Origin of the sequence: Microbacterium sp. NPDC087589, assembly GCF_044743635.1 — a bacterium.
Classification (GTDB): domain Bacteria; phylum Actinomycetota; class Actinomycetes; order Actinomycetales; family Microbacteriaceae; genus Microbacterium.
The window spans coordinates 161703-184804 of sequence record NZ_JBIUWV010000009.1; the positions used below are offsets into that span (position 1 = coordinate 161703).

At 69.2% G+C, this 23102-nt stretch carries 25 protein-coding genes; 14 read left to right on the forward strand and 11 right to left on the reverse strand.

Annotated features, from left to right (window positions below; genetic code table 11):
* Window positions 1-16: 16 nt before the first annotated feature.
* Together ACIOU8_RS17555 and ACIOU8_RS17560 are read right to left on the reverse strand one after the other, a co-directional pair.
* On the reverse strand, window positions 17-1087 hold the full coding sequence (locus ACIOU8_RS17555) for an NAD-dependent epimerase/dehydratase family protein (RefSeq protein WP_400792293.1): 1071 nt from the start codon (window positions 1085-1087) through the stop codon (window positions 17-19).
* Window positions 1084-1947, reverse strand: a complete 864-nt coding sequence (locus tag ACIOU8_RS17560; protein ID WP_400792296.1) for an MTAP family purine nucleoside phosphorylase — start codon at window positions 1945-1947, stop codon at window positions 1084-1086. The genes ACIOU8_RS17555 and ACIOU8_RS17560 overlap by 4 nt, the downstream gene beginning before the upstream one ends.
* Window positions 1948-2088: 141 nt before the next feature.
* On the opposite strand from ACIOU8_RS17560, the gene ACIOU8_RS17565 reads away from it, so the two are divergent.
* From ACIOU8_RS17565 to ACIOU8_RS17575, 3 genes are read left to right on the forward strand one after another with little or no spacing between them, the layout of a single operon-like run.
* Window positions 2089-2709, forward strand: coding sequence for a hypothetical protein (locus ACIOU8_RS17565; protein ID WP_400792299.1), 621 nt, complete (start codon window positions 2089-2091; stop codon window positions 2707-2709).
* Window positions 2706-3305: a molybdopterin-dependent oxidoreductase gene (locus ACIOU8_RS17570; RefSeq protein ID WP_400792302.1), complete on the forward strand. Its 600-nt coding sequence runs from the start codon at window positions 2706-2708 to the stop codon at window positions 3303-3305. Before ACIOU8_RS17565 ends, ACIOU8_RS17570 begins: the two co-directional genes overlap by 4 nt.
* Window positions 3305-3532, forward strand: a complete 228-nt coding sequence (locus ACIOU8_RS17575; RefSeq protein ID WP_400792305.1) for a hypothetical protein — start codon at window positions 3305-3307, stop codon at window positions 3530-3532. Before ACIOU8_RS17570 ends, ACIOU8_RS17575 begins: the two co-directional genes overlap by 1 nt.
* Here the strand turns inward: ACIOU8_RS17575 and ACIOU8_RS17580 are convergent.
* From ACIOU8_RS17580 to ACIOU8_RS17590, 3 genes are read right to left on the reverse strand one after another with little or no spacing between them, the layout of a single operon-like run.
* Window positions 3494-4162: a class I SAM-dependent methyltransferase gene (locus ACIOU8_RS17580; RefSeq protein ID WP_400792307.1), complete on the reverse strand. Its 669-nt coding sequence runs from the start codon at window positions 4160-4162 to the stop codon at window positions 3494-3496. The two genes, ACIOU8_RS17575 and ACIOU8_RS17580, sit on opposite strands and share 39 nt — an antisense overlap.
* Window positions 4159-4851: a DUF2064 domain-containing protein gene (locus ACIOU8_RS17585; protein ID WP_400792310.1), complete on the reverse strand. Its 693-nt coding sequence runs from the start codon at window positions 4849-4851 to the stop codon at window positions 4159-4161. The genes ACIOU8_RS17580 and ACIOU8_RS17585 overlap by 4 nt, the downstream gene beginning before the upstream one ends.
* Window positions 4848-5510 carry a glycosyltransferase family 2 protein gene (locus tag ACIOU8_RS17590; protein WP_400792313.1) on the reverse strand — a complete coding sequence of 221 codons (663 nt, stop codon included), beginning with the start codon at window positions 5508-5510 and terminating at the stop codon, window positions 4848-4850. Before ACIOU8_RS17590 ends, ACIOU8_RS17585 begins: the two co-directional genes overlap by 4 nt.
* A 122-nt stretch (window positions 5511-5632) precedes the next feature.
* Here ACIOU8_RS17590 and ACIOU8_RS17595 point away from each other — a divergent pair, with 122 nt between their 5' ends.
* Together ACIOU8_RS17595 and ACIOU8_RS17600 are read left to right on the forward strand one after the other, a co-directional pair.
* Window positions 5633-6352: a response regulator transcription factor gene (locus ACIOU8_RS17595; RefSeq protein ID WP_400792316.1), complete on the forward strand. Its 720-nt coding sequence runs from the start codon at window positions 5633-5635 to the stop codon at window positions 6350-6352.
* Entirely contained in the window at window positions 6352-7488 is a 1137-nt protein-coding gene (locus tag ACIOU8_RS17600) for a sensor histidine kinase (protein WP_400792319.1), read from the forward strand. The genes ACIOU8_RS17595 and ACIOU8_RS17600 overlap by 1 nt, the downstream gene beginning before the upstream one ends.
* A 41-nt stretch (window positions 7489-7529) precedes the next feature.
* On the opposite strand, the gene ACIOU8_RS17605 is transcribed toward ACIOU8_RS17600, so the two are convergent.
* Entirely contained in the window at window positions 7530-8087 is a 558-nt protein-coding gene (locus tag ACIOU8_RS17605) for a DUF1992 domain-containing protein (protein ID WP_400792322.1), read from the reverse strand.
* 87 nt (window positions 8088-8174) lie between these two features.
* Between ACIOU8_RS17605 and ACIOU8_RS17610 the strand changes: the two genes are divergently transcribed.
* Both ACIOU8_RS17610 and ACIOU8_RS17615 read left to right on the forward strand, forming a co-directional pair.
* The gene (locus ACIOU8_RS17610) at window positions 8175-9494 is read left to right on the forward strand and encodes an MATE family efflux transporter (RefSeq protein WP_400792325.1); all 1320 of its coding nucleotides are present in this window, start codon (window positions 8175-8177) and stop codon (window positions 9492-9494) included.
* A 23-nt stretch (window positions 9495-9517) separates the two neighbouring features.
* Window positions 9518-10384: a hypothetical protein gene (locus tag ACIOU8_RS17615; protein WP_400792328.1), complete on the forward strand. Its 867-nt coding sequence runs from the start codon at window positions 9518-9520 to the stop codon at window positions 10382-10384.
* Window positions 10385-10410: 26 nt separating this feature from the next.
* On the opposite strand, the gene ACIOU8_RS17620 is transcribed toward ACIOU8_RS17615, so the two are convergent.
* Window positions 10411-11070, reverse strand: a complete 660-nt coding sequence (locus tag ACIOU8_RS17620) for a TrmH family RNA methyltransferase (RefSeq protein WP_400792331.1) — start codon at window positions 11068-11070, stop codon at window positions 10411-10413.
* 70 nt (window positions 11071-11140) lie between these two features.
* Here ACIOU8_RS17620 and ACIOU8_RS17625 point away from each other — a divergent pair, with 70 nt between their 5' ends.
* Complete coding sequence (locus ACIOU8_RS17625) at window positions 11141-12430, forward strand: Nramp family divalent metal transporter (protein WP_400792333.1); 1290 nt, start codon at window positions 11141-11143, stop codon at window positions 12428-12430.
* A 97-nt stretch (window positions 12431-12527) separates the two neighbouring features.
* On the opposite strand, the gene ACIOU8_RS17630 is transcribed toward ACIOU8_RS17625, so the two are convergent.
* A complete protein-coding gene (locus ACIOU8_RS17630) occupies window positions 12528-15089 on the reverse strand; it encodes a rhamnogalacturonan lyase (protein ID WP_400792336.1) in 2562 nt (853 codons plus the stop codon).
* Window positions 15090-15247: 158 nt separating this feature from the next.
* On the opposite strand from ACIOU8_RS17630, the gene ACIOU8_RS17635 reads away from it, so the two are divergent.
* Together ACIOU8_RS17635 and ACIOU8_RS17640 are read left to right on the forward strand one after the other, a co-directional pair.
* Window positions 15248-15550 carry a hypothetical protein gene (locus ACIOU8_RS17635; RefSeq protein ID WP_400792339.1) on the forward strand — a complete coding sequence of 101 codons (303 nt, stop codon included), beginning with the start codon at window positions 15248-15250 and terminating at the stop codon, window positions 15548-15550.
* A gap of 65 nt (window positions 15551-15615) precedes the next feature.
* Window positions 15616-16248, forward strand: coding sequence for a metal-dependent transcriptional regulator (locus ACIOU8_RS17640; protein ID WP_400792341.1), 633 nt, complete (start codon window positions 15616-15618; stop codon window positions 16246-16248).
* Window positions 16249-16269: 21 nt separating this feature from the next.
* Here the strand turns inward: ACIOU8_RS17640 and ACIOU8_RS17645 are convergent, their stop codons facing one another.
* Together ACIOU8_RS17645 and ACIOU8_RS17650 are read right to left on the reverse strand one after the other, a co-directional pair.
* Window positions 16270-17769: a Na+/H+ antiporter NhaC family protein gene (locus ACIOU8_RS17645; protein WP_400792344.1), complete on the reverse strand. Its 1500-nt coding sequence runs from the start codon at window positions 17767-17769 to the stop codon at window positions 16270-16272.
* Between the two features lie 79 nt (window positions 17770-17848).
* Entirely contained in the window at window positions 17849-19462 is a 1614-nt protein-coding gene (locus ACIOU8_RS17650; RefSeq protein WP_400792347.1) for an amidohydrolase, read from the reverse strand.
* 64 nt (window positions 19463-19526) lie between these two features.
* Here ACIOU8_RS17650 and ACIOU8_RS17655 point away from each other — a divergent pair, with 64 nt between their 5' ends.
* Genes ACIOU8_RS17655 through ACIOU8_RS17670 form a run of 4 tightly spaced genes read left to right on the forward strand, consistent with a single transcriptional unit; the run spans window position 19527 to window position 21774 of the window.
* Window positions 19527-20174, forward strand: a complete 648-nt coding sequence (locus ACIOU8_RS17655) for a TetR/AcrR family transcriptional regulator (RefSeq protein ID WP_400792350.1) — start codon at window positions 19527-19529, stop codon at window positions 20172-20174.
* 55 nt (window positions 20175-20229) lie between these two features.
* Window positions 20230-21039, forward strand: a complete 810-nt coding sequence (locus tag ACIOU8_RS17660; RefSeq protein ID WP_042541273.1) for an HAD-IIA family hydrolase — start codon at window positions 20230-20232, stop codon at window positions 21037-21039.
* A 1-nt stretch (window position 21040) separates the two neighbouring features.
* Window positions 21041-21610: a YdeI family protein gene (locus tag ACIOU8_RS17665; protein ID WP_400792352.1), complete on the forward strand. Its 570-nt coding sequence runs from the start codon at window positions 21041-21043 to the stop codon at window positions 21608-21610.
* Window positions 21607-21774 carry a hypothetical protein gene (locus ACIOU8_RS17670; RefSeq protein ID WP_181164251.1) on the forward strand — a complete coding sequence of 56 codons (168 nt, stop codon included), beginning with the start codon at window positions 21607-21609 and terminating at the stop codon, window positions 21772-21774. Before ACIOU8_RS17665 ends, ACIOU8_RS17670 begins: the two co-directional genes overlap by 4 nt.
* 18 nt (window positions 21775-21792) lie before the next feature.
* Here the strand turns inward: ACIOU8_RS17670 and ACIOU8_RS17675 are convergent, their stop codons facing one another.
* Window positions 21793-22950: an anhydro-N-acetylmuramic acid kinase gene (locus ACIOU8_RS17675; RefSeq protein ID WP_400792356.1), complete on the reverse strand. Its 1158-nt coding sequence runs from the start codon at window positions 22948-22950 to the stop codon at window positions 21793-21795.
* Window positions 22951-23102: the final 152 nt, after the last annotated feature.

The following is a 23102-nucleotide window of genomic DNA, read 5'->3' on the forward strand; positions in this document are numbered from 1 at the left end:
CGCATCGACCCCGCACTCATGCAGCGCCCACCCGTGCGCGCAACGGCGCGCGGGCGAACTCGCGCACCCCGTCTTCGAAGGCGACCGTGGGCCGCCAGCCGAGCTCGGCAGTGATCCGATGAGCGGATGCCGTGATGTGACGCACGTCGCCCAGGCGGTACTCTCCGGTGATCACGGGCTCCGGCCCCCCGAAGGCGGTGGCGAGCGAAGCGGCGAACTCGCCGATCGTGTGCGGCACGCCCGTGGCCACGTTGAAGGCCCGGCCTCCCCGGTTGTCCGGGTCCTCGGTCCACCTCAGCGCCGCGATGTTGGCGCGGGCGACGTCCCTCACGTGGATGAAGTCGCGCCGCTGCCTCCCGTCTTCGAAGACCCGCGGCGCCTCGCCCCTCTCGAGAGCCGACCGGAACAGCGAAGCCACCCCCGCATAGGGCGTTCCCTGGGGCATGCCGGGTCCGTACACGTTGTGATATCTCAGCAGCGCGGCGCGTCCGCCGTCCTGAGCCCAGGCTCGGGCCAGGAGCTCCTGCTCGAGCTTCGTCGCGGCGTACACGTTGCGGGGATCGCATGGCTGCTCCTCGCCGATCTCCACAGGCTCCAGCACCTCGCCGGTCGTCTCCGAGACGGGGTCGAACCGACCGGCCCGCAGGTCTGTGTGACGGCGGGGCGGGGCTTGCACCGTGCGGTGTCCGTCGAGTGAGAGTCCCTCGCCGTAGACGACCATCGACGAGGCGAGCACGAGGCGCTCGACCCCCGCCGTCGACATGGCCGCGAGCAGAGCGGCTGTGCCGAGGGAATTGGTCGAGACGTAGTCGGGTGCATCGTGGATGTCGACCCCCAGTCCGACCTTGGCCGCCTGGTGGCACACGGCGTCGACGCCGAGGAGAGCCCTGGCCACGGCCTCGTCGTCTCGGATGTCAGCCTTCACGAACTCGACCCCCGGATGCGGCGGATGCGCTGCGGCGTGCACATCGGCGTGCACATCGGAGCGCAGCGAGTCGAGCACTCGCACCCGCCATCCCTCGGCGAGTGCCTCCTCGACGACGGCGGAACCGATGAATCCGGCGCCGCCGGTGACCAGGAGCCTCACGGTCGACCGCCCGAGGCGAGGAGTCGATCGACCACCTCGGGCGACAGCCGGGGAGCGGGCGTGTACCCGTGCGGGATCGCCGCGACGATCGCAGCGACCGCTGCGCTCAGCCGCGGTCGCGCCTGAGCCATCACCGCGAACACTCGCTCCGCGGTGACCGATGTGTCGGATTCGGTGTCGCCGTGCTCGGTGTCGGTGTCGGTCACGATCGCGATGTTCACATGAGCGAACCCGAGCTCTGCGGCGAGCGCGGCCTCGGGGAGCTGCGTCATGTTGACCAGTTGCGCACCCATGGCCCGATGCCAGTCCGCTTCTGCGGCGGTCGCGAAGCGAGGTCCCTGGATCACGACGCTCGTGCCGGCCGGGTGCACGCGCTCGCCCGATCGCGTCAGCACCTCCAGAGCGATCTCCCGCAGACGTCGATCGTAGGGTTCTGCGAAGGGGAGATGCTGCACCCCCGCGCCTCCTTCTTCGCCGTCGAAGTAGGTGTCGGCACGGCCGTGCGTGCGGTCGATGAGCTGATCGGTCAGCACGAGGTCACCCGGGTGCAGGGCCGCGTCCAGCCCGCCGACCGCGTTGGACGACACCAGCACGCGCGCACCGAGCGACCGCACTCCCCACAGCAGGGCTCTCGCGTTGACCCGGTGCGGTGGCAGTCGGTGGCCGACGCCGTGCCGGGGCACGAACGCGACCCGGCGACCGGCCAGGTCGCCCACCGTGATCTCGGGGACAGTACCCCACCGCGACTCCCGCGGAGGGAGCGTGGTCGCCCCGCCGAGGAGGAGTTCTTCGAATCCTGATCCTCCGATGACGGCGACCTCGATCGACGCGTCGTCCTGGCTCTGCTCTGCACCGCTCATGCACCCAGACTGGGTGAGCCGCCGACGGTGCGACAGGTGATTTCCTTACACCGCGGTGACAACTGCGATACGTCGAAGCCGTCACCGGTCTGTAAGCGGATCGATGTCGCCCCGTGCAGCGGGGCTTCCCATACTGAGGTCATGGGCAGCCCAGGACCATCGGAGTCGATCACCGAGAGGATGTCGGCTGCGCTGCAGCAGCGGTCGATGAGAGTCCAGCGCGCACTCGACTCCCCGCTGCGGACGACGCGGACGACCGTCGTCATCGGCCGGATGCTCGGCGTCGGGTTCGTGGTCTGCTTCGTCACCGGCATCTACAGCCATCTGCTCCAGGACCCCCTGGCGTGGCTGCCGCTCCCGGTGGCTCCCCTCCATCTCTACGGGTGGACGCAGGGGGTGCATGTCGTGGTCGGCTCGGCGCTCATCCCCCTGGTCCTCGCCAAGCTCTGGGTCGTGTTCCCGAAACTCTTCGCCTGGCCTGCGGTGCGCAGCCTGTCGCATCTGCTCGAGCGGGCGAGTCTCGCCGCACTCGTCGCCACAGCCCTGATGGTGCCGCTCACGGGTGCGCTCAACACCCTGCAGTGGTACCCGTGGGACTTCTCCTTCCGCCGCACGCACTTCGCCCTGGCCTGGGTGCTCATCGGGGCGATGGCGGTGCACGTCTCCGTGCATCTGCCGGCGATCGTGCGGGCCTGGCGGGCGGATGCCGATGCGGATGCGGATGCCGACGCCGACGCCGACGCGGAGGGGGTGTCTCGATGAGCGACGAGATCTCGCGGCGGAGATTCCTGTGGGGAGTGGGAGGCGGCTCGGCCCTGTTCGGTGCGGCGGCGCTGGTGCACGCGATCACGCCGTGGGGACCGCTGAGTCTGAAGGCGCCGCGGTCACGGATGCACAGTCCGCAGGACCTCCCTGTCAACCGCACGGCACGGCAGGCCGGCGTCGCAGAGATCGCTCTCGATCCCGGGTGGACGCTGGCACTCACCGGAGCGACGACGCGCGTGCTCACGCTCGCCCAGCTCGACGAGCTGCCGCAAGCCACCGAGTCTCTGCCGATCTCCTGCGTCGAAGGATGGACGGTCGATGCCACCTGGACCGGTCCGCGCCTGCGCGATCTGCTCGACCTCGTCGGAGCACCGGAGGACGCCACGGTGCGGTTGCGCAGCATGCAACGGCGTGGCGCCTTCCGGGAGACCACGATGCCTGCGGCGTACGCGAGAGACCCACGAACGCTCGCCGCCCTGCGTCTCAACGGAACACGACTCGATGTCGATCACGGCTATCCGGCGCGCATCATCGCTCCGGGAAGGCCCGGAGTCCTTCAGACCAAGTGGCTGACGTCCATCGAGGTGGCGTGATGCGCGGGGCGAGGGTCACGCTCGTCGTCCTGGGCGCGGTGATGCTCCTGTGCGGGGGCTGGTGGCTGCTGACGCGACAGGATCTGCCGCAGCTGATCAGCGTGCTCGTCTGGCTGGCGGCCGTCGTCGTCGTGCACGACGGGCTGCTCAGTGCGGCGAGCGCGGTGCGTCATCGCCTGCGTCGTCGCTCAGGGACTCTGCGCGAGCCTGACGAAAGCGCGTCCTGACACGTCCCAGACCTCGGCGATCGACAGCCTCGACCTCCGCAGACGGGTGCGCAGCGCCGCGGCACCCAGGTCGTACCACGGGAACGGCGCGCTGGAACGGCCGTCGTCGTCGACCAGGGTCGCGGCATAGCCCCTGTCGGTCGCGGGATCGGGGTCGACTTCGACGATGATGCTCCCCGCGGGCGAGACGAGCTGCGCACAGCGCGCGAGCAGCGCCTCCGGCTCTCCCCCGATGCCGATGTTGCCGTCCAGCAGGAGCAGCGACTCCCATGCGCCCTCCTGCGGCAGCGGATCGAAGACCGAGCGGTGCAGAGCAGGGAGTCCACGACTTCTCGCATGCTCGACCGCGGTCCGCGAGACGTCCACGCCGAGGCTGAGCCGCCCGGCGCGGATCGCCGCGTGCACGATGCGTCCTGGCCCGCATCCGACGTCGAGCACGGGGCCTCGGATACGTGCGATCACCGAATCGTCGGCGTCGTCGGCGGCGGCGAGGAACCGGGCGATCTCGACGTGCCGCCCAGCGCCCTCCCCGAGCTCGACGAGCCGCAGCGTGCCGCCGCCGTTGCGCAGTGCGACGTCGTACGGAGCGTCTCCGCCCGCCCCGAAGTGCGCGACCAGTGGCGTGCTCATGATCCGCTGCACCCCGGACCTGCGTCGACCGACACCCCGGCGAGTCCGAGCTCCGGCAGCAGCTGCGCGAGGTGCCCGTCTTCGGGAAGCCGCGCGGACACCTCGCGCAGCGACGCGAGATCGTCGATGTCGGTGAGCGAATCGATGTCGACCACTCTGAGCCCGGCGGCGACCAGACGCGCGCGCTGTGCGCGTCCCGTCTCGGCGGACGACATCGGCACACCGCGCACCAGATCACCTCGTGTCTGCCCGCCCCGCCTCCCCTCGGGAAGGTCGGCGAGCCCCAGCAGCCAGAAGCCGCCGTCGGGCGCGGCCCCGAAGTACGCATCGACGTCGTCCGACCACCCCACCGCGAGGGCACGCAGCACACTCGGGTCGGCCTGAGGGGTGTCCATGCCGATGAGCAGGACCGGCCCCTCGACCTGATCGAACGCGGCCGCGATGCGCTGGTCCAGCCCACCGTCGACCTGGGCGAACGACCCGACGCCGGCCGGAACGGGGACGTCGCCATCGGCGCACACGACCACCGCGAGTCCACTGGCCACGGCGGCATCGATCGTGTCGGCGAGGCTCGCCGCTGCGACGTGGGCGGCCTGCTCGAGCGTCAGAGGCGGATGCAGCCTCGTCTTCACCCGACCAGGCACGCACTCCTTCGCCATCACGACGACGGTGGCCGCCGAGGCGCTCATGCGAACCTCCGCAGCATCCGGCGCATGTCCGTGACGGCGGTGACGGTTCCTCGAACCGTGCCGGTGACCTTCGATCTGCCGGATCTCGGGTGGTAGTCGACCTCGACCTCGGCGATCCGCAGCCCCGCCGACCAGGCCCGCAGGAGCAGCTCGAGGGGGTATCCGCTGCGGCGGTCCTCGAGGCCGAGTGCGATCAGCTGCTCGCGCCGACCGGCGCGAAAGGGGCCGAGGTCGCGCAGCGGCAGACCCGTCCGACGACGGACGGTCGAGAGCAGCACGGTGTTCGCGATGCGGGCGTGCACCGGCCAGACCCCGGCGCTCACGGGCCGCCGGCGCCCGAAGACGAGATCCTGCTCGCCGCGGTGCACGGGCTCCGCGACGCGATCGAGCTGACCGAGGTCGAACGAGCCGTCCGCGTCGCAGAAGGCGACGACGGGGGCGGTCGCGGCGAGCAGCCCCGCATGCACCGCGGCCCCGTAGCCGCGTTGCTCCGCATCGACGACGAGTGCCCCCGCGCGGCGCGCGATCGCCGCCGAACCGTCGGTCGAACCGTTGTCGACGACGATCGCGCGCGCTCCGTCGGGGAGCGAGGCGAGCACGCCAGGCAGGGCTGACGCCTCGTCGAGGCACGGGAGGACGACGTCGGTGCGGATGCTCATACCCAGACGCTAGGGAGCCGGGGGCGACCACGGCCCCGCCAACTCCTTACGAATCGAGGAAGGATGCGCCGCCAGGAGCACACCGGCCTCCGCCCGGCAGGAGTCGACCATACGATGAAGGCATGTCTCAGAGCAGGGGTGACGCCGCGGACCTCGTGGATCGTCGCGTCCTGGTGATCGAGGACGATCCCACGGTGAACGAGGTCGTGCACACCTACCTGCGCGCGGCCGGCTACCTGGTCGACGGAGCGACCGACAGCTTCTCCGGTCTCGCCGCGGTCGCCGCGGTCGCTCCTGACCTCGTCATCCTCGATCGGATGCTGCCGGGCATCGACGGCTCCGAGGTGTGCCGCCGCATCCGTGCGCAGTCGACGGTTCCGATCATCATGCTCACCGCTCTGGGATCGGAGGAGGACCGGATAGACGGTCTCGAGGCAGGAGCCGACGACTACGTCGTCAAGCCCTTCTCACCGAGAGAACTCGTGCTGCGCGTGAACTCGGTGCTCCGCCGGAGTCTTCCCGATTTCGCCCGGGAGGCTCCGTTCGACATCGGTCCGTTCCGGCTCGATCCCTCCGCCCGCATCGTGACGAGAAGCGCCGTGCCGCTCGAGCTGTCGGTGCGCGAGTTCGACCTCTTCGCCTTCCTGCTCAAGCATCCGAGACAGACGTTCGACCGTCCGACGCTGCTTCGTGGCGTCTGGGGGTGGGAGATCGGTGACCTGTCGACCGTCACCGTCACCATGCGGCGACTGCGCGAGAAGATCGAAGACGACCCGGCCAATCCGCGTGTGCTCGTCACCGTATGGGGCGTCGGCTACCGCCTCGAGCTGGGAGCCGAGTGATGCCGTTCGCAGACGTCGTGGCGATCGCGGGCATCGCCCTCGCCTGGGCCCTGGTCGTCTGCGCGCTCGGAGTGGTCTCGCTGTGGCTGCTGCGCAGACGTTCGCTGATGCTGCAGTTGTGCGTCGTGATCCTCGCCGTGGTGCTCTCGCTCGCGGCCGGCGTGCTCGCGGTCGCGGAGGCCATGTACATCTCGCCGCATGATCTCCTGGTGGTCGTCGTCGTGACGGCCATCTCGGCTGTCGTGGCACTGGTCGTGGCGCTGCTCCTCGCCGCTCAGCTCGTGCGAGGGGTGCGCTCGCTCGAGCAGCTGACCCACTCCGTCGGCGACGGCGAACGGCTCGTCGGCACCGGCGAGCTCGCCGTGAATGCGGATTTCGCCCGTGTCGCTCAGGAGCTGCTGTCCACCAGCGACCGGCTCGCGGCCGCCCGCGACGAGGTGGAGATGCTCGATCGGTCCCGGCGCGAGCTGATCGCCTGGATCTCGCATGACCTCCGCAGTCCCCTGGCGAGTCTCCGGGTGATGACCGAGGCCCTCGATGACGGACTCGCCGAGGACCCCGCGCGATTCCACGAGCAGATGCGCCGGCAGGTGGACCATATGACCGAGCTGGTCGACGGCCTCTTCCAGCTCTCGAAGATCACATCGGGAACCCTTGTGCTGAAGCCCGAGCCGATGTCGCTGCACGATCTCGTCAGCGACGCGGTCGCCGAGCTCGCCGCGATCGCCCGCGCGAAGCAGATCGACCTCGTGGAGCTCTCCAGCCCGGACCACATCGTCGTGGGCGATGCCCGCGAGCTTGCACGCGTCATGGTCAACCTCCTCGCCAACGCCCTCGAGCACACGCCCAGCGGTGGGACGATCCGCATCAGCACCGCGCGCGAGAACGAGTCGATGCTCCTGTCGGTGCATGACTCAGGCGCGGGCATTCCGCACGACGACCTGGCTCGCGTATTCGAGCCGGGATGGCGCGGAAGCGATGCGCGCACGCCCCACGGCGGCATCCACGGCACCAGCGGTGCGGGACTGGGCCTCGCGATCGCGCGCGGCATCGTCGAAGCGCACAGCGGTGTGATCAGCGCGCACAACGACGGCACCGGTTCCCGGTTCGACATCCGACTGCCCGTCACCGCCTGACCGTCACCGCCTGACCGCGGCCGGGTGCTGCGCCCTGTCCCTCAGGATCGGCGACGGCTGCCGAAGCGGCGGCGCGCCGGACGTTCCGGCGCTTCAGCGGCTGCCGCCGCGAACCGTGCGGCGCGGCGCTCCGCCCACGCGGAGACCGAGGCGTCGATGTCGCGAGGGCTCGTCACGACGGGCGGGCCGCCCTGCAGCTGTCGGCGTGCCTCGATGACCCGACGGTTGAAGTCCACGAGCACCTCACGGACGTCGGCCTCGCGCCCGAGCAGGTCGAGCTGGTCGTCGAGCTCGCGGTCTTCGGCGCGCAGCAGTATCGCGGGCGGACCGAGTCCGGTGAGGTTCTCGGACTCGATCTTGCGGCGGATCCACCAGTCGGGATCATGGTGCGTGCCGAGCCCCTCGAGTGGTTTGCCCGCACCGGGGAGGTCGTCGAAGTCGCCTCGGCGGATCGCCACCTGGATGGCCGTCTCGATGAACGCGGCACGGTCGGTGGCCGCTGCGATTCCAGGAGCGCTGCCGGATTCGGCATCCTCTTCCGAGTCCTCTTGCTGCTGCCGCGCGCGGTATCTCGCAGCGGCCTCCCGTGGATCCGTCATGACGCACCTCCGTGGCATCCCGTGCTTCCAGCGTACGACCGGAGACTCCGAGACGGTTCTGTCGGTTCCAGCCCATAGGCTCGGAGGATGACCGAGCGCACTCTCAATCGCGAGATCCTGCGCCTCGCCGTCCCCGCCCTCGGCGCACTGATCGCCGAGCCCGCCTTCCTCATCGTCGATGCCGCCCTCGTGGGGCACCTCGGCACGACCCCGCTCGCCGGCCTCGGCATCGCCGGAGCCGTGCTGCAGACGATCGTCGGCCTCATGGTCTTCCTCGCCTACTCGACCACGCCCGCGGTCGCGCGCCTCTTCGGCGCCGGTCGCCCCGGCGAAGCCGTCTCGGTCGGCATCAACGGCATGTGGCTGGCTCTCGCGATCGGTGCCGTGCTCGCGGCGGCCGGCGCTGCATCCTCTCCGTGGCTCGTATCGCTGTTCGGGGCGAGCGATGCGGTGGCCGCCGAGGCGAACGCCTATCTGGTCATCTCGATGTGGGGACTCCCCGCGATGCTGATCGTCTTCGCGGCGACCGGACTGCTCCGCGGGATGCAGGACACCCTGACTCCGCTGTGGATCGCCGGCCTCGGTTTCGGCGCGAACGCGCTGCTGAACGTCGTCTTCATCTACGGCTTCGGCTGGGGCATCGCGGGCTCCGCCGCCGGAACGGTCGTCGCGCAGTGGGGCATGGTGGGTGCGTACGTGCTGGTGATCCGCCGCCTCGCCACGACGCACGACGCATCGCTGAGGGCGAAGCGTGACGGAATGGGCAGCACTGCCCGTTCCGGGGGCTGGCTGTTCCTGCGCACCGTCAGCCTGAGGGCAGCACTCCTGGCGACGGTCGCCGTGGCCACGGGCATCGGCACCGAGGAGCTCGCCGGCTGGCAGATCGTGTTCACGATCTTCTCGGCCGCCGCCTTCGCCCTCGATGCTCTGGCCATCGCCGCGCAGGCGCTGATCGGCAAAGAGCTCGGCGCCGGCGACGAGAGACAGGTGCACCGGGTGCTGACACGCACGGTCGCCTGGGGTGCGTGGTTCGGAGTCGTGGTGGGCGCGCTCATCGCCGCGCTCTCCGGAGTGCTCGGCATCGTGTTCACCGGCGACCCGGCGATCGCCGCGCTCGTGCAGCCGGCGCTCCTCGTGCTCGCCGTCGCGCAGCCGATCGCCGGCGTCGTCTTCGTGCTCGACGGGGTGCTGATGGGCGCGAACGACGCGCGCTATCTCGCGATCGCGGGCGGGCTGAACCTCGTGCCGTTCCTCCCGGCGCTCTGGATCATCGCCGCGACGGGCGTCGACGGCACCTCGGGCCTCGTCTGGCTCGCGGTCTCCTTCTTCGGCGTCTACCTGCTCGCCCGGCTGGGCACCCTCGGCTGGCGTGTGCGCTCAGGACGCTGGGTCACTGCCGGGGTCTGACGCGAAGGCGGGAGAATCGGATCATGACGATGTGGCCGACAGATGAGAAGGACCTCGTTCGCTGGGTGCGCGCCTCCCTTCAGCCGGAGGACGACGTCGAGGTGCGCGGCCTCGACGAGGTCCGCATCTCTGCCGCGCTCGCCGGCGCCGATCTCGAACATCTGACGGTCGATGCCACGGGCGCCTCCCTGAAGCTCCGATTCCTCCGTGCGACTGCGACAGGAATGGGACCGACGGACGCGCCGAGCCCGCCGGTCGAGACGACCAGAAGACCCGGAACGTCGACTCTTCTGCGACTCGTCGCCGCACCCGTGCGGATCCAGGGCTACCCGCTCACGATCGATGCTCGCCTCCTCGACGCGCCGATCGACTGGATCGAGTACGAGCGCCCGGTCATCCCTGGACGAGCCGAGACCTCTCGCACGATCGAGATAGCCCGTCAGGGCGAGGGCATGAGAGGCTTCGTCGACGCATCGATCCGCGCCGACGATCTCGGCCCGATGCTGACTGCCGTGATGAAGCCCGCGCTGCGGTCGGCGGGCGTCCGGCTGCGACGACTCGACCTCACACTGTCTGCCGACGGTGACGCAGGGTTTCGGATCACGGGCGCGGCACGGATCCGCTGGAAGCTGCTGTTCGCCTCAGCCCGTGGGGCAGCTCGGATCGGGGTCTCCCGCGACGGCGTGCTCACGATCCGCGATCTCGACGTCGGCAGCGCCAACCCGATCGTCGCCATCGCCATGCGCGCGGCCCGCCGTATGACGAGGAAGCAGATCGGGCGCACCTACGACCTCAACGCCGGGATCGCCGCCGACGGAGTGCGGGCACGCCTGCACGACGTCCGCGTCGACGTGGACGGCGACATCCGGGTGTCCGCGCGGATCGGCTGATCCCGTCTTCCCGGTGACCGCGGGTCTCAGCCGGCGTATCTCCGGCACCACTCGTACATGATCACCGCTGCGGCCGCGCTGGCGTTGATCGATCGTGTCGAGCCGTACTGCGTGATCTCGATGTGGGCGGATGCTGCGGCGAGCGCGGCATCCGACAGGCCCGGCCCCTCCTGACCGAACAGCAGCACGCAGCGCTGCGGCAGGTCGGCGCGGTCGACCGGCACCGCGCCCTCGACGTTGTCGACCGCGATGATCGGCAGTCCCTCCGCCGCAGCCCAGGCGGTGAAGGTCTCGACGTCTTCATGGTGCACGACGTGCTGGTAGCGGTCGGTGACCATGGCGCCCCGCTTGTTCCAGCGGCGCCGCCCGATGATGTGCACGGTGTCGGCGAGGAAGGCGTTCGCGCTGCGCACGATCGAGCCGATGTTCATGTCGTGCTGCCAGTTCTCGATGGCCACGTGGAACGGATGCCGATGGGTGTCGAGGTCGGCGACGATCGCGTCCATCCGCCAGTAGCGGTAGCGATCGATCACGTTGCGCGTGTCACCGACGGCCAGCAGCTCCGGGTCGTACTGCTCGCCCTGCGGCCATTCCGTCTCGCCACCGGGCCAGGGCCCCACCCCGTAGCCGGGCTGCGTCGACGAGCCGCCTGTCTCCACTGCATCCGCGGGCGCCTGCTCTTCCATTCCGCCAGGCTATCCGTCGCGCACCTCACCGCATATTTAGGTACACCGAAAAATCCGCTACGATTTCGGCATGCCTAAAAATTCCGCACTCGAGGTGGCGGCGCCGCCATCTCGCGCCAGCGCACCCCGCAGCCTGTGGCTGCTCGGACCCGCACTCGTCGCCGGAGTCGCCTACCTCGATCCGGGCAACGTCGCGAGCAACATGACCGCGGGCGCCCAGTACGGATACCTGCTGGTGTGGGTCGTGGTCGCCGGCAACATCATGGCCTGGCTGATCCAGTACCTGTCGGCCAAACTCGGGGTCGTCACCGGGCAGAGCCTCCCCGAAGTGCTGGGAACACGATTGAAGAACCCGTGGGCCCGACGCGCGTACTGGCTGCAGGCCGAGCTCGTCGCGATGGCGACCGATCTGGCCGAGGTCATCGGCGGTGCCGTAGCCCTCTACCTGTTGTTCGACATCCCGCTGCTGCTCGGCGGGGTCATCACCGGAGCGGTGTCAATGATCCTCCTGGCGGTGCAGAGCCGCCGAGGACCCCGCCCCTTCGAGTTCGTGATCATCGCGCTCATGGTGATCATCACCGTGGGCTTCATCGCGGGCCTCTTCGTCGCTCCCCCCGACGCCTCGAGCATCGTCGGCGGTCTGGTTCCCCGCTTCGAGGACACCGGCTCAGTGCTGCTCGCCGCATCCATCCTCGGGGCCACGATCATGCCCCACGCGATCTACGCGCACTCGTCGCTCACCCGGGACCGCTTCGGCTCGACGACGACCGATGCGCCGACCGAGGCCGCACGCACCGAGACCTCGCGCATCCGGCGCCTGCTGACCGCGACCCGCTGGGACGTCTCGATCGCGATGGTGATCGCGGGCACCGTGAACCTCGGCATCCTGCTGCTCGCCGCCGCGAACCTCGCCGGCGTCGAGGGCACCGACTCGCTCGAAGGAGCGCACGCCGCACTGGCCGCCGGGCTCGGCCCTGTCGTCGCGACGTTCTTCGCGGTCGGCCTCCTGGCCTCCGGTCTCGCCTCGACGTCGGTGGGCGCCTACGCGGGAGCCGAGATCATGCACGGACTGCTGCACGTGCGCATCCCGCTGCTCGCGCGTCGACTGGTGACTCTGATCCCCGCACTCGTGATCCTCGGCATCGGATTCGATCCGACGCTCGCCCTCGTGCTCAGTCAGGTGGTGCTCTCGTTCGGCATCCCGTTCGCCCTGATCCCGCTCGTCGCGCTCACGGCTCAGCGCCGCACACTCGGGGCGTGGACCAACCGGGTGTGGACGACGGCGGCCGGCATCATCGCGTCCGTCCTGCTCATCGCCCTCAACGGCGCCCTGCTCTGGCTGGTGCTCACGGGAGCCTGAACCGCAGCACCTCGGGCACGCATACCAGAACGCACAGAACCGCCCCGAGTCGGCACGGGAAGAGTCGACTCGGGGCGGCGTCCTGTCACCACCGCGCTCAGCGCGAGCGGAGGTTCTCCGTCCACTGCGAGGTCGCGCCGTCGGCGATGCGATAGCCGGGCTCCGGCACGGCCACGACCGTCACCTCACCGGTGACCCGCACCTTGCCGTTCCGCGACTCGACCTTCTCGCCGTTCACGAAGTAGCTGACGCCCTTCACGTTCGTCGGCACCTTGACCTCGTCGCGAGAGGTGCCCGGCTTGTCCGTGAACTTCGGTGCCTTCGGCTCCGTCGGGGTGGTCAACACCGGCACCTGCGACCAGTCGAGGTCACTCGCGAGATAGAACGAGGTGTACGCCGGCTGGTTGTAGGTCGTCTGCTGACGCGCGGTCTCGACCCGGTACTGCACATCGTGCATCAGGGTCGTGAGCTTGTGCGCAGTGGGCTCGGTCGTGGTGAAGAACCGCAGCGCGCTCGAGTCCGCCGTGCGCACCAGCAGCTCCTCGCGCCAGTCGCCCAGCACATCGGCGACGAGCGACGGGTTGCCCTTCGTGCCGTTGTTCGTGAGGGTTCCGCTCGCGGTGAGCACCGTGCCCCGCGTCCAGTCGTCGATCGTCGGCGTCTGGTCGCCGCTGCCGTTGACGAGCTGGGTCGTGAGGTCGCCCGCCCAGCGGATCGACATGTTCGTGCCGGGCGTCTGCGCCTGCAGCACCTCGCCCGCAGCACTCAGCAGACCGCTGCCCTCGGTGCCGCCGGGCATGCTCGACCACACCTCGATGCCCGGCACGTCCGGACGCACGTCGCCGATCATCGCCCGACCCGTATCGCGACCGGAGTAGGCGCCGAACAGGGATTCTCCCGTGGCGGCGTCACGCATCACCGATCCATAGGGCGCATAGGTGCCACCCTCGTGAGCCGTCCAGATCTCGAGGCCGGGGCGGCTCGGATCGATGTCGGTCACGTGCATCGCATCTCCGTGACCCAGGCGCACCGATGCGCCGGGATCCGCACTGCCCTCGGGCAGCACGTCGAACGAGCTGTACAGCAGGCTGCCGTCGTCGTCGATCGTGGCCGCACCGTAGACGAGCTCCTGCTTGCCGTCGGCATCGACATCGGCGAAGCTCAGCGAGTGATCGCCCTGGGTCGTGATCGTGCCGAACTCCGGGTCGGTGCCGTCCCTGCCGTGCGGCGAGTCGTTGAATGGGTTGGTCATCGGAGCATGACCGCTGTCGACATCCCACCGCGCCTTCAGACGCTTGCCGTCCCAGTCGAAAGCCGTGACGGTCGTTCGGGTGTAGTACCCACGGGCGAAGACCGCGGAGGGATGCTGACCGTCTAGGTAGCCGACTCCCGCGAGGAAGCGGTCGACGCGGTTCGCAGGTTCGATGCGCGACATCGCGTAGTCGCCCCAGAGCAGCCCGTCGTCGCCGCGCTCGGTCGGATACGGGATGGTCTGCAGCTCCTCGCCCGTCGCGCTGTCGAAGACCGTGAGGTACTCGGGTCCGTCGATGATGAAGCCCTCGAACTCCCGCAGCAGGTTGCGAGCGCTGCGGCTCGGTGCGTACACGTCGATGAAGGTCGTGGCGAGCTCCTGCGCCGATTCCTGGGAGAGCGGGTACTCGTGCGTGACGGGCAGGCCCCACGCCTCTTCGAGCGTGGCCGGCCACTGACCCGACACGACCTCCTCGCGCTCGCTCCAGCCGAGGAACATCTCGACGAGGTGCTGCTCATAGTCAGCGGCGCTGAGGCGGTAGTCGTCGTCGTTCGAGTACCCCGCCTTGCGGTCGCCCTTCGGAAGCGTGATGTACGACTCGCTCGCGACAGAGCCGTCGGCGGCGTACTGCACCGACTTGGTGCCCGGAGCGGTCTTCAGCATGGTCTCGGAGCGTCCGTCGCCGTCGAAGTCGTAGACGAGGAACTGCGTGTAGTGCGCTCCGGCGCGGATGTTCACCCCGAGATCGAGGCGATTCAGCAGTGTGCCGTCGAGTTCGTAGGTGTCGAGGTAGACGGGGCCCGTGTAGCCGCGCTGCGAGACATCCTTCGAGTTCGAGGGATCCCACTTCACGACGTACTCGTATTGCCCATCACCGTCGACATCGCCGACCGATACGTCGTTCGCCGAGTACGTGTATGCCTCACCCTTCGGCGTCACGCCATCAGCGGGCTTCTGCAGCGGAAGGTCGTAGTGGCCTTCGGACCACGCGGTGACGGATGCCGAGGCGGACGCAATCACCTCGACGCCGTTGACCACCGGCACGACGGAGTACTGCGACGTGGCGGCGCCGTCGGCATCCGCGTAGTTCGTACTGTCGGTGACCGTCGTGATCTTCGTGCCGTCGCGGTAGACGGCGAAGTCGGGTCCTGCGAGTCCGGTGTCGGTCGCGCCGCTCGCCTCGGTGGCGAGCAGTCTCCAGCTGAGGAAGACTCCTTCGGCAGTCGAGACGGCCACGAGTCCGCGGTCGAGTTCCTCGAGCTGGGGCGTCTTCGGCCCGGAGTCATGGCGACCGGCCGCGGGTGCCACGGGCGACGCGGCGGTCGCGCTCTGCGCGCCTCCCACGAGGAGGCAGCCGGCGGCGGCCACCGCGACGACGGCGCGGAACGATTGGTGTCGGATGTTCATCGTCGAAATCCTTCTCTGGGCGCGAAGCCCGCTCGGATAGCGTTTTCCCGTGCCCGGTCGAAGCTACCCGCAGAGCTCGTCCCCAGTCAAGGAATCCGACCCGATTGACACGATTCACAGCGTGCATCGCGGTGGCCGCAGACGGTTAGGCTCGAAGGATGTCTGCCGATACCGCGCGCCGCAACGTCCGTATCCTCACCTGGATCGGCATCGCGACCGGCGTGATCGGCGGGCTCCTCGTCGCCTTCCCCACCGTGCTGCCCTTCGGCGGTCCCTGGGTGCAGCTCGCGCTGGGCATCGCGACCCTCGTGCTGGCCTTCCGCGCGCGCAAGATCGGCATCGCCGAGATCGAAGGGTTCGACGGTCGCCTCTCGCTCTTCGCCGCCCTGCTCGGGTTCCTCATCATCTTCTTCGCGGGGCAGGTCGCCTTCGGCATCCTCGTCGACGCAGCCAACCCCTGAGCACCGCCGAACCTTGAGCACAGCCGAAATCTGAGCACGGCCGAACCCTGATCTAGGCTGGACCTGTGGCATCCCCCGCAGCTGACGACTATCTGAAGACCGTCTACGCGCACACCGAATGGCAGGACGCGCCGATCACCCCCTCGGTGCTCGCAGCGAAGCTCGGCATCGCCCCGTCGTCGGTGACCGAGATGGTCAAGAAGCTCGCCGCCGCCGGGCTCGTCTCGCACGTCCCCTACGGCGCGGTGCGTCTGACGGATGCCGGCACGCAGCGCGCCCTGGCGATGGTGCGCCGCCACCGCCTGATCGAGACCTGGCTGGTGCAGGAGTTCGGCTACGGGTGGCACGAGGTGCACGACGAGGCCGAGGTGCTCGAGCACACGATCAGCGATCGCCTTCTCGAAGGCATCGACGCACGTCTCGGACGCCCGCGCTTCGATCCGCACGGCGACGCGATCCCCGATGCCTCGGGCGTCGTCGAACGTGAAGCCTTCGTTCTTCTCGCCGATGCACCGGTGGGGCACGTCGGCCGCGTCCTGCGCGTCGACGACCGCGACCCCGAACTGCTTCGCGCGCTCGAGGCCGCGGGCGTCATCGTCACCGCCCTGGTCACGACCACACCGTCGGGCATCGAGCTCGACGGCGTCGAGGCCGCGCTGCCCGACGGTGCGGCGGACGTGGTCTGGTTGACCGCCTGAGCGCCGGACGAGACCTCGCGATCACACCCCGACCGCTCCGACGATGAGGTACATCACGAGCGACAGTGCCGCCGCGATGCCCGCGTAGGGCAGGATCGCCAGCATCAGGTTGTGCGGCTTGATGCCGATGGATCGCGACGCGAGGATGATCCCGTCGCCGTAGAGGCAGGTCGTGCTGCCGAGCGCGGCTCCGGAGAAGACCGCCGCTCCGGCCAGGATCGGGTCGGCGCCGAGCGCGATCGCCAGCGGCAGCACCACAGGAGTGATCACGGCGGCGAGATCCCAGAACGATCCCGTGGCGTAGGCGTAGACGCCGCAGACGGCGAACACGATCGCCGGAAGGAGCGCGGGCGTGAGCACCGGCTCGGTGACGGCGATCACCCAGTCGGCCAGCTGGAGCGTCAGGTTCATCTCCTGCACCATGAATGCGAGCACGGTCAGCACCGCCACGAAGAGCATGCTCTGGATTCCGACGAGAGCCGAGTCGAGGAGCTCACGGAGCCGAAGACGCCGCTGCGCCAGGGTGATCACGACGGTGACGGCCAGTGCGGACGCCGTGCCGGTGACGACGTTCGCGTCGGTCAGGATCGTGACGCCGACGAGCGTGACCATCGCGAGCAGGAACGGCCACGCCTGAGGACGCTTCGAGACGACCTCGCTCCCTGCACTCGTCGCGGTCGCGGTCTCGGTCGCAGTCTCGAGAGCGGCGGACACGCGCTGCGCCGTCGAGCCGTCAGCATCGGTCGAGCGGATCTCGGCCAGCAGCGCCACGCCCTCGGCCTCGCGCTCGGCCGGCGTCGTGTCGAGCGGGAACACATCTCCGTCGCGCTCCGCCCTGGCGGCGTCGCGCCGGAGGACGCCGAACTTCGGAAGCCACCCGACACTCATCAGGAAGGCCACCACGATCGCGATCCAGCCGAAGAAGACGTAGGGGATCGCCTGCAGGTACGCGCCGAATCCCGATCCGCCGACCGTCACCCCCTGCGCCTCGAAGAGTCCCGAGAAGAACAGCGCCCACGTCGAGAAGGGCACGATCACGGCGATGGGCGCGGCCGTCATCTTCATGATCGCTCCCAGCTGCGTGCGGGGCACCCGGTATCGATCGGTGACGGACTTCATCGAGGCACCCACCGCGAGCACGTTGAGGTAGTCGTCGACGAACAACACCACGGAGAGCAGGAACGTCAGCAGCGTGGACTTGCGCCGCGAGGTGACGAAACGCTCGGTCCAGCGGGCGAAATCCGAGACGATGCCCGAGCGCTCGAACAGGGTGATCAGGATGCCGAAGAGCACGATGATCAACAGCAGCCACTGGGCTGTCTCGTTCGCCAGGGCCTTGCCGAAGTACTCGGTCCACGTGTCGAAGGCACCCCAACCGCTCAGCAGCAGGGCGCCCGTGACCGTCCCGCAGAGCAGGGCGAGAAGGGTGCGGCGCGTCAGGACGGCGACGAGCAGGATCACCAGGATGGGTAGAAGTACGAATCCGCCGATGGCGGGGAGCGTGATCGCCTCAGCGAACATGGTCACCTCATTGTGGTCAGGTCGGGCAGGGTGGGGTCGGGTGGAGCGGGTCGGGTGAAGCGGGTCGGGTGAAGCGGAGTCAGAGGATGCGGCCGTCGACGGCGGTCTCGGAGACGGGAACCTGCACGAGCTCGTCGGCGGTGACGCGAAGAGGGTCGGCCTCCCACACGGCGTAGTCCGCGCGGAATCCGGTCGCGAGCCGCCCGAGGTCGGCATCGCCCTGGGCCGTCGCGGCTCCGACCGTGTAGCCGTGCAGCGCCTGGTAGGAGGTGAGGCGCTGATCCGGCTCGAAGACAGGCGCATCCGGATCGCCGGGCTGTCGCCGAAGCATCGCCCAGGCGAGGCCGATCCTCGCGTCGTTCTGCGCGATCGGCCAGTCCGAACCGAGCGCGACAGGCGCTCCGGCATCCCAGAAGTCACGAACACGCCAGGCATGGGCGGTGCGCTGCGGACCCAGACGACGCGCCCAGTCATCGACGGCACCCGCCTTGCGCCATTGCAGATGCAGCGGCTGCATCGAGGCCGTGATGCCTGCCGCCGCGATCCGGGCGAGATCCACGTCATCCGTCGTCTCGAGGTGCTCGATCCGATGCGGTGCGCCGTTCGCAGACCGCACCCCCGCGAGCAGGTAGGCGTCCACGGCAGCGGCGACGGCGCGGTCGCCGATGGCGTGCGTCGCGACCTGGAACCCGGCATCCGCGTACTCGCGGACGGTGCGGATGTAGGCGTCGTGATCCTTCCAGAACGGCTCGAGCCCCTCACCCTCGGCATCCGGCTCCTTGAGCCAGGCCGTGCCGGTCTCGACGACGCCATCGGCGTAGAGCTTCACGAGGCCGCCCCGCCACCGCTCGCCACCGATGCCACGGAGGGCGACGTTCTGGGCCATCCGCTCACGATCGAACGAGGGCTCGTGGTCGACTGCCGACACGATGCGGATCGGGAGTCGACCCGTGTCCTCGAGGTCACGCAGCAGCTCGAGCGTGCTGCGCGAGCCGTCCATGATGCATCCGCCGGTGAGACCCGAGCTGCCGAGACCGCGCAGCAGCGTGTGGGTCGCGTCGAGGGTCTGCTCGCGGGTGAGCGCCGGGGCGGCGAGGCGCACCGGCTCGTACGCCGACATCTCGCGGAGCTCACCGGTCGGGACGCCGTCGGCGTCCACGACGATGACCGAGTTGTCGGCGAACGCGTGCGCCCGCGTGATGCCGCCGCGTTCGAGCCCGGCGTGACTCGCGAGCGCCGTATGCCCGTCGTACATCACCAGGAGCGCGGGAAGACCGCGCACGGCTCGCTGGATCGCCGCCGCCGTGCACGGGAGCTCGTGAAAGACGTCGTAGTCGAGGTTCCAGCCGCGCACCCACGGATCGGCGTCTTCGCGGAGTGCGCGGTCGGCCTCGGCGCGCAGAGCCCCGAGCAGCGCGCTCGCCTCGGTGATGCCGCCCAGGTCGGCGCCGACGGTGAGCTCGAGCCCTTGGATCGGGTGCAGGTGCGCGTCGATCAGTCCGGGGGTGATCGTCGCGCCGCGATGCTCGCGCACCTCGGTCGACGGCCCGCGCCACTCCGCCACCGTGGAGTCGTCGCCGACGGCGAGCACCCGACCATCTCGGATGGCGAGCGCGGAAGCGAGCGGGCGACGCGGATCCATGGTGATGATCCGTGCACCCGTGATGATCACGTCTGCAGTGACAATGGTCAAGGGGTTCTCCGGGACGAGAGCTCTTAATTGAATAAGTTTCAATAAAGTAGCAGAGAACGGAACCATGACAAAGCAGCACAGAGGCGCCGGTCGCCCGAGCGCCACCGTCCTCACCGAGGAGAGGATCCTCAGAGCCGCTTTTCGCGTCGCGGCGTCGCGCGGACCCGCCCAGTTCACGATGACTGCATTGGCGCAGTCCCTCGGCGTGCGCCCCTCGGCCCTCTATCACCACTATGCGAACCGCGACGCGGTCGTGCGGGCCATGCGAGGACGCATCGGCACCCTCACCGACCTCGCCCCTCTGGACAGGGAAGACACGGAAGAGGCTCTGGTCGGCTGGGCGTCCAGCTACCGCGAGGCACTGCTGACCGCCCCCGGCGCCATCACACTGCTGGCCACGCTGCCGATCGACGCCGACAGGGAATCGTTCGTGCAGTATGAGGCCGTCACCGTACGCCTGCTCTCGGCGGGGTGGCACGAGGCGAAGATCCTCGACACGATCGTCGCCCTGGAATCGTTCATCATCGGCTCGGCCCTCGACGCGCTCGCGCCTCGAGACAACATGTCACCCGGAGCGTTCGCCGAGGAGTTCCCTCGATACGCGGAGGCGGAGCGACTGCGCGCGTCCGCCGCCGCAGAGCCTGCGACCGAGACGTTCCGCATCGGCCTGCGCGCGCTGATCGCCGGCCTGGCCGCCTGGGCGCGCGCCTGAGAACCTCGTCAGAACCTGACACCTGCCCGTGACCGCCGCCCCATAGGCTGGGCACATGGCACACCGCGACAACATCGAATGCTGGCTGACCGACATGGACGGCGTGCTCGTTCATGAGAACGACGCCATCCCCGGGGCATCCGAGCTGCTGGCAGGGTGGGAGCAGAACGAGATCCCCTACCTAGTGCTGACGAACAACTCGATCTTCACGGCTCGTGACCTGTCGGCCCGCCTTCGCGCCAGCGGACTCATCGTGCCCGAGGAGCGGATCTGGACCTCGGCACTCGCGACGGCCGACTTCCTCGCGCAGCAGCTGCCCGGAGGCTCGGCGTTCGTGATCGGCGAGGCGGGCATCCTCACGGCCCTGCACGAGGCCGGCTTCATCATGACCGAGACGAATCCCGATTTCGTGGTCGTCGGCGAGACACGCAACTACTCGTTCGAGGCGATCACCAAGGCGATCCGCCTCATCATCAAGGGCGCGCGCTTCATCGTCACGAACCCCGACGCCACCGGCCCCTCGGCCGACGGCGTCATGCCCGCGACGGGCGCGATCGCCGCCCTGATCACCAAGGCCACGGGCAAAGAGCCGTATGTCGTCGGCAAGCCGAACCCGATGATGTTCCGCTCGGCGCTCAACAAGATCGGCGCACACTCGAAGAAGACCGGAATGATCGGCGACCGCATGGACACCGACATCATCGCCGGCATCGAGGCGGGGCTGCACACCGTGCTCGTGATGACCGGAATCAGCGACGAGGCCGAGGTCGAGAAGTATCCGTTCCGCCCCGACGAGATCGTCGATTCGGTCGCCGATCTGCTGCCGACCGTCACCGAGTCGATCCCGACGCTCGACGAGGACTGACGTGGGCACGCTCGACGAAGGAGAGCGGGTCGTCGCAGCGGATGCGGTCGCCTGGCGCGCCTGGCTCGAGGAGCATCACGAGCGCACCTCCGGCGTCTGGCTGTTGAGCGTGCGCGGCCAGAACGTCGGCAGGGTCGGATACGACGACGCCGTGCGTCAGGCCCTCTGCTTCGGATGGATCGACGGCCCCGTGCGCACGTTCGACGACGAGACGGTGGGCCAGTGGTTCTCGCCGCGACGTCGCGGCAGCGGGTGGGCGGCGACCAACAAGGCGCGGCTGGTCGACCTCGAGGCCGCCGGGCTGCTCGCGCCCGCCGGCATCCGCGTGCTCGAGACCGCCAAGGCCGACGGGTCGTGGACGCTGCTCGACGGCCCGGAGGCGGGTATCGAACCGCCGGAGCTGACCGAGGCGCTCGATGCCGTGCCCGTCGCACGAGCCAACTGGGACGCCTTCCCGAAGTCGGTCAAGAAGTTCGGCCTGACCCAGATCGCGATGGCCAAGCGTGCAGAGACGCGATCCGCTCGGATCGCGAAGATCGTGGCCGATGCCGCCGAAGGGAAGCGCCCATGAACCAGTCCGACCTGCTGTTCCTGGTGATCTTCGTGATCCTGCTCAGCTCGCTCACCGTCTTCATCGTGCAGTTCGTCCGCTCGCGTCGCCGCGGCGGGAGCGAGGGAGACGGCCGCGCCGGTTGGTGGGAAGGCCCCTGGGACGACGACGACCGCAAGCGCTGAGCGCCGCCGACCTCTCGATCAGCGCAGTGTCAGGCTGCGCACTCGATCCACAGGCTCCGGCATGCGCAGCGGACCTGCGCCCGGTGTGATCGTTCCGAGGATCCTCGACTCGCGAGCTCCTGTGCCACCGGGCGTCACCGCCGCAACTCCGTGCATCGTGCACCACCCGATCAGGGCGAACAGGATCGCCTCCTTGCTGTCGACCGGGGCGCCGAGTTCGTCTGCGAGGACCACCTCGACGTCGGGGAGCGCATCGCGCAGTCCCTGCATGATGAGCGGGTTGTGGCATCCGCCGCCAGAGACAGCGAGGAAGCGGATGCCGGCGGCACGCACGTCCTGCGCCACCGTGCGGACGGTGAGCTCGGCGAGCGTGCGCACGAGGTCTGCCGCCGCGATGTCGGGCTGCACCCTGTCGACGTGGGCACGCACGTAATCGAGGTGGAAGTGCTCCTTGCCCGTGCTCTTCGGGGCGGGGAGTGCGTAGTACGGGTCGGCGAGGAGCGCGGTCAGCAGCGCGTCGTCGACCGTTCCGGTGCGCGCGATGGCCGCATCCGCGTCGTACCCGCGCGCGTTCAGCCCCTCCGCCACGACGACAGCATCGACCAGTGCGTTCGCCGGACCGATGTCATACGCCGAGAGCCCGTCGGGGCCCACGACGGTCATGTTCGCGATGCCGCCGAGGTTGACGGCCGCCGAGACTCCCGCGCGCCCGCGCAGCAGCAGCTCATCGAGGAACGACACGAGCGGTGCGCCGTGTCCGCCGGCGGTGATGTCGCGGATGCGCACGTCCGACACGACCGGCGCGCCCACCCGCTCGGCGATCCAGGCCGGCTGGCCGATCTGCAGGGTGCCGAGCGCGTGTCCGTCGGCGACCCAGTGGAACACGGTCTGACCGTGGGTGCACACGGCATCCACTCCCCCGACCGCGTCGGATGCTGCGGCCGCGACCTCGGCGAAGGCCTGCCCGATCAGAGTGTCGAGCTCGCAGACCTCGGCCAGCGTCGTGGGAGCGGGAGGCAGCGCAGCGACCAGGCGGGCTCGCAGCTCGGGCACGTAGGGGATGCTGTCCTCGTGCAGCACGGTGCCGCGCAGTGCGCCGTCGCTCTCCTCGAAATCCACGACCGTGACGTCGATGCCGTCGTGAGAGGTGCCCGAGAGCAGTCCGAGTACCCGCATGCGTGTTCCTTCCGTCGCCTGATACGAGCGTAGAGCTGTTTTGTTAGGGAGGCGAACGGAAAGCTGATGCTCTTCTGCACGATCACTTTCTGGGCCGCGTTCTTCACACCGTTCGATGAATGACCCGAAATTCCGCAGTCTCCGCTCGACGG

Bases quoted from the DNA above. Each gene is read 5' to 3' on its own strand.
- ACIOU8_RS17560 (WP_400792296.1), bottom strand. From the start codon at position 1,947: ATGAGCGGTGCAGAGCAGAGCCAGGACGACGCGTCGATCGAGGTCGCC.
- ACIOU8_RS17565 (WP_400792299.1), top strand. From the start codon at position 2,089: ATGGGCAGCCCAGGACCATCGGAGTCGATCACCGAGAGGATGTCGGCT.
- ACIOU8_RS17570 (WP_400792302.1), top strand. From the start codon at position 2,706: ATGAGCGACGAGATCTCGCGGCGGAGATTCCTGTGGGGAGTGGGAGGC.
- ACIOU8_RS17575 (WP_400792305.1), top strand. From the start codon at position 3,305: ATGCGCGGGGCGAGGGTCACGCTCGTCGTCCTGGGCGCGGTGATGCTC.
- ACIOU8_RS17580 (WP_400792307.1), bottom strand. From the start codon at position 4,162: ATGAGCACGCCACTGGTCGCGCACTTCGGGGCGGGCGGAGACGCTCCG.
- ACIOU8_RS17585 (WP_400792310.1), bottom strand. From the start codon at position 4,851: ATGAGCGCCTCGGCGGCCACCGTCGTCGTGATGGCGAAGGAGTGCGTG.
- ACIOU8_RS17590 (WP_400792313.1), bottom strand. From the start codon at position 5,510: ATGAGCATCCGCACCGACGTCGTCCTCCCGTGCCTCGACGAGGCGTCA.
- ACIOU8_RS17595 (WP_400792316.1), top strand. From the start codon at position 5,633: ATGTCTCAGAGCAGGGGTGACGCCGCGGACCTCGTGGATCGTCGCGTC.
- ACIOU8_RS17600 (WP_400792319.1), top strand. From the start codon at position 6,352: ATGCCGTTCGCAGACGTCGTGGCGATCGCGGGCATCGCCCTCGCCTGG.
- ACIOU8_RS17605 (WP_400792322.1), bottom strand. From the start codon at position 8,087: ATGACGGATCCACGGGAGGCCGCTGCGAGATACCGCGCGCGGCAGCAG.
- ACIOU8_RS17610 (WP_400792325.1), top strand. From the start codon at position 8,175: ATGACCGAGCGCACTCTCAATCGCGAGATCCTGCGCCTCGCCGTCCCC.
- ACIOU8_RS17615 (WP_400792328.1), top strand. From the start codon at position 9,518: ATGACGATGTGGCCGACAGATGAGAAGGACCTCGTTCGCTGGGTGCGC.
- ACIOU8_RS17620 (WP_400792331.1), bottom strand. From the start codon at position 11,070: ATGGAAGAGCAGGCGCCCGCGGATGCAGTGGAGACAGGCGGCTCGTCG.
- ACIOU8_RS17625 (WP_400792333.1), top strand. From the start codon at position 11,141: ATGCCTAAAAATTCCGCACTCGAGGTGGCGGCGCCGCCATCTCGCGCC.
- ACIOU8_RS17630 (WP_400792336.1), bottom strand. From the start codon at position 15,089: ATGAACATCCGACACCAATCGTTCCGCGCCGTCGTCGCGGTGGCCGCC.
- ACIOU8_RS17635 (WP_400792339.1), top strand. From the start codon at position 15,248: ATGTCTGCCGATACCGCGCGCCGCAACGTCCGTATCCTCACCTGGATC.
- ACIOU8_RS17645 (WP_400792344.1), bottom strand. From the start codon at position 17,769: ATGTTCGCTGAGGCGATCACGCTCCCCGCCATCGGCGGATTCGTACTT.
- ACIOU8_RS17655 (WP_400792350.1), top strand. From the start codon at position 19,527: ATGACAAAGCAGCACAGAGGCGCCGGTCGCCCGAGCGCCACCGTCCTC.
- ACIOU8_RS17660 (WP_042541273.1), top strand. From the start codon at position 20,230: ATGGCACACCGCGACAACATCGAATGCTGGCTGACCGACATGGACGGC.
- ACIOU8_RS17670 (WP_181164251.1), top strand. From the start codon at position 21,607: ATGAACCAGTCCGACCTGCTGTTCCTGGTGATCTTCGTGATCCTGCTC.
- ACIOU8_RS17675 (WP_400792356.1), bottom strand. From the start codon at position 22,950: ATGCGGGTACTCGGACTGCTCTCGGGCACCTCTCACGACGGCATCGAC.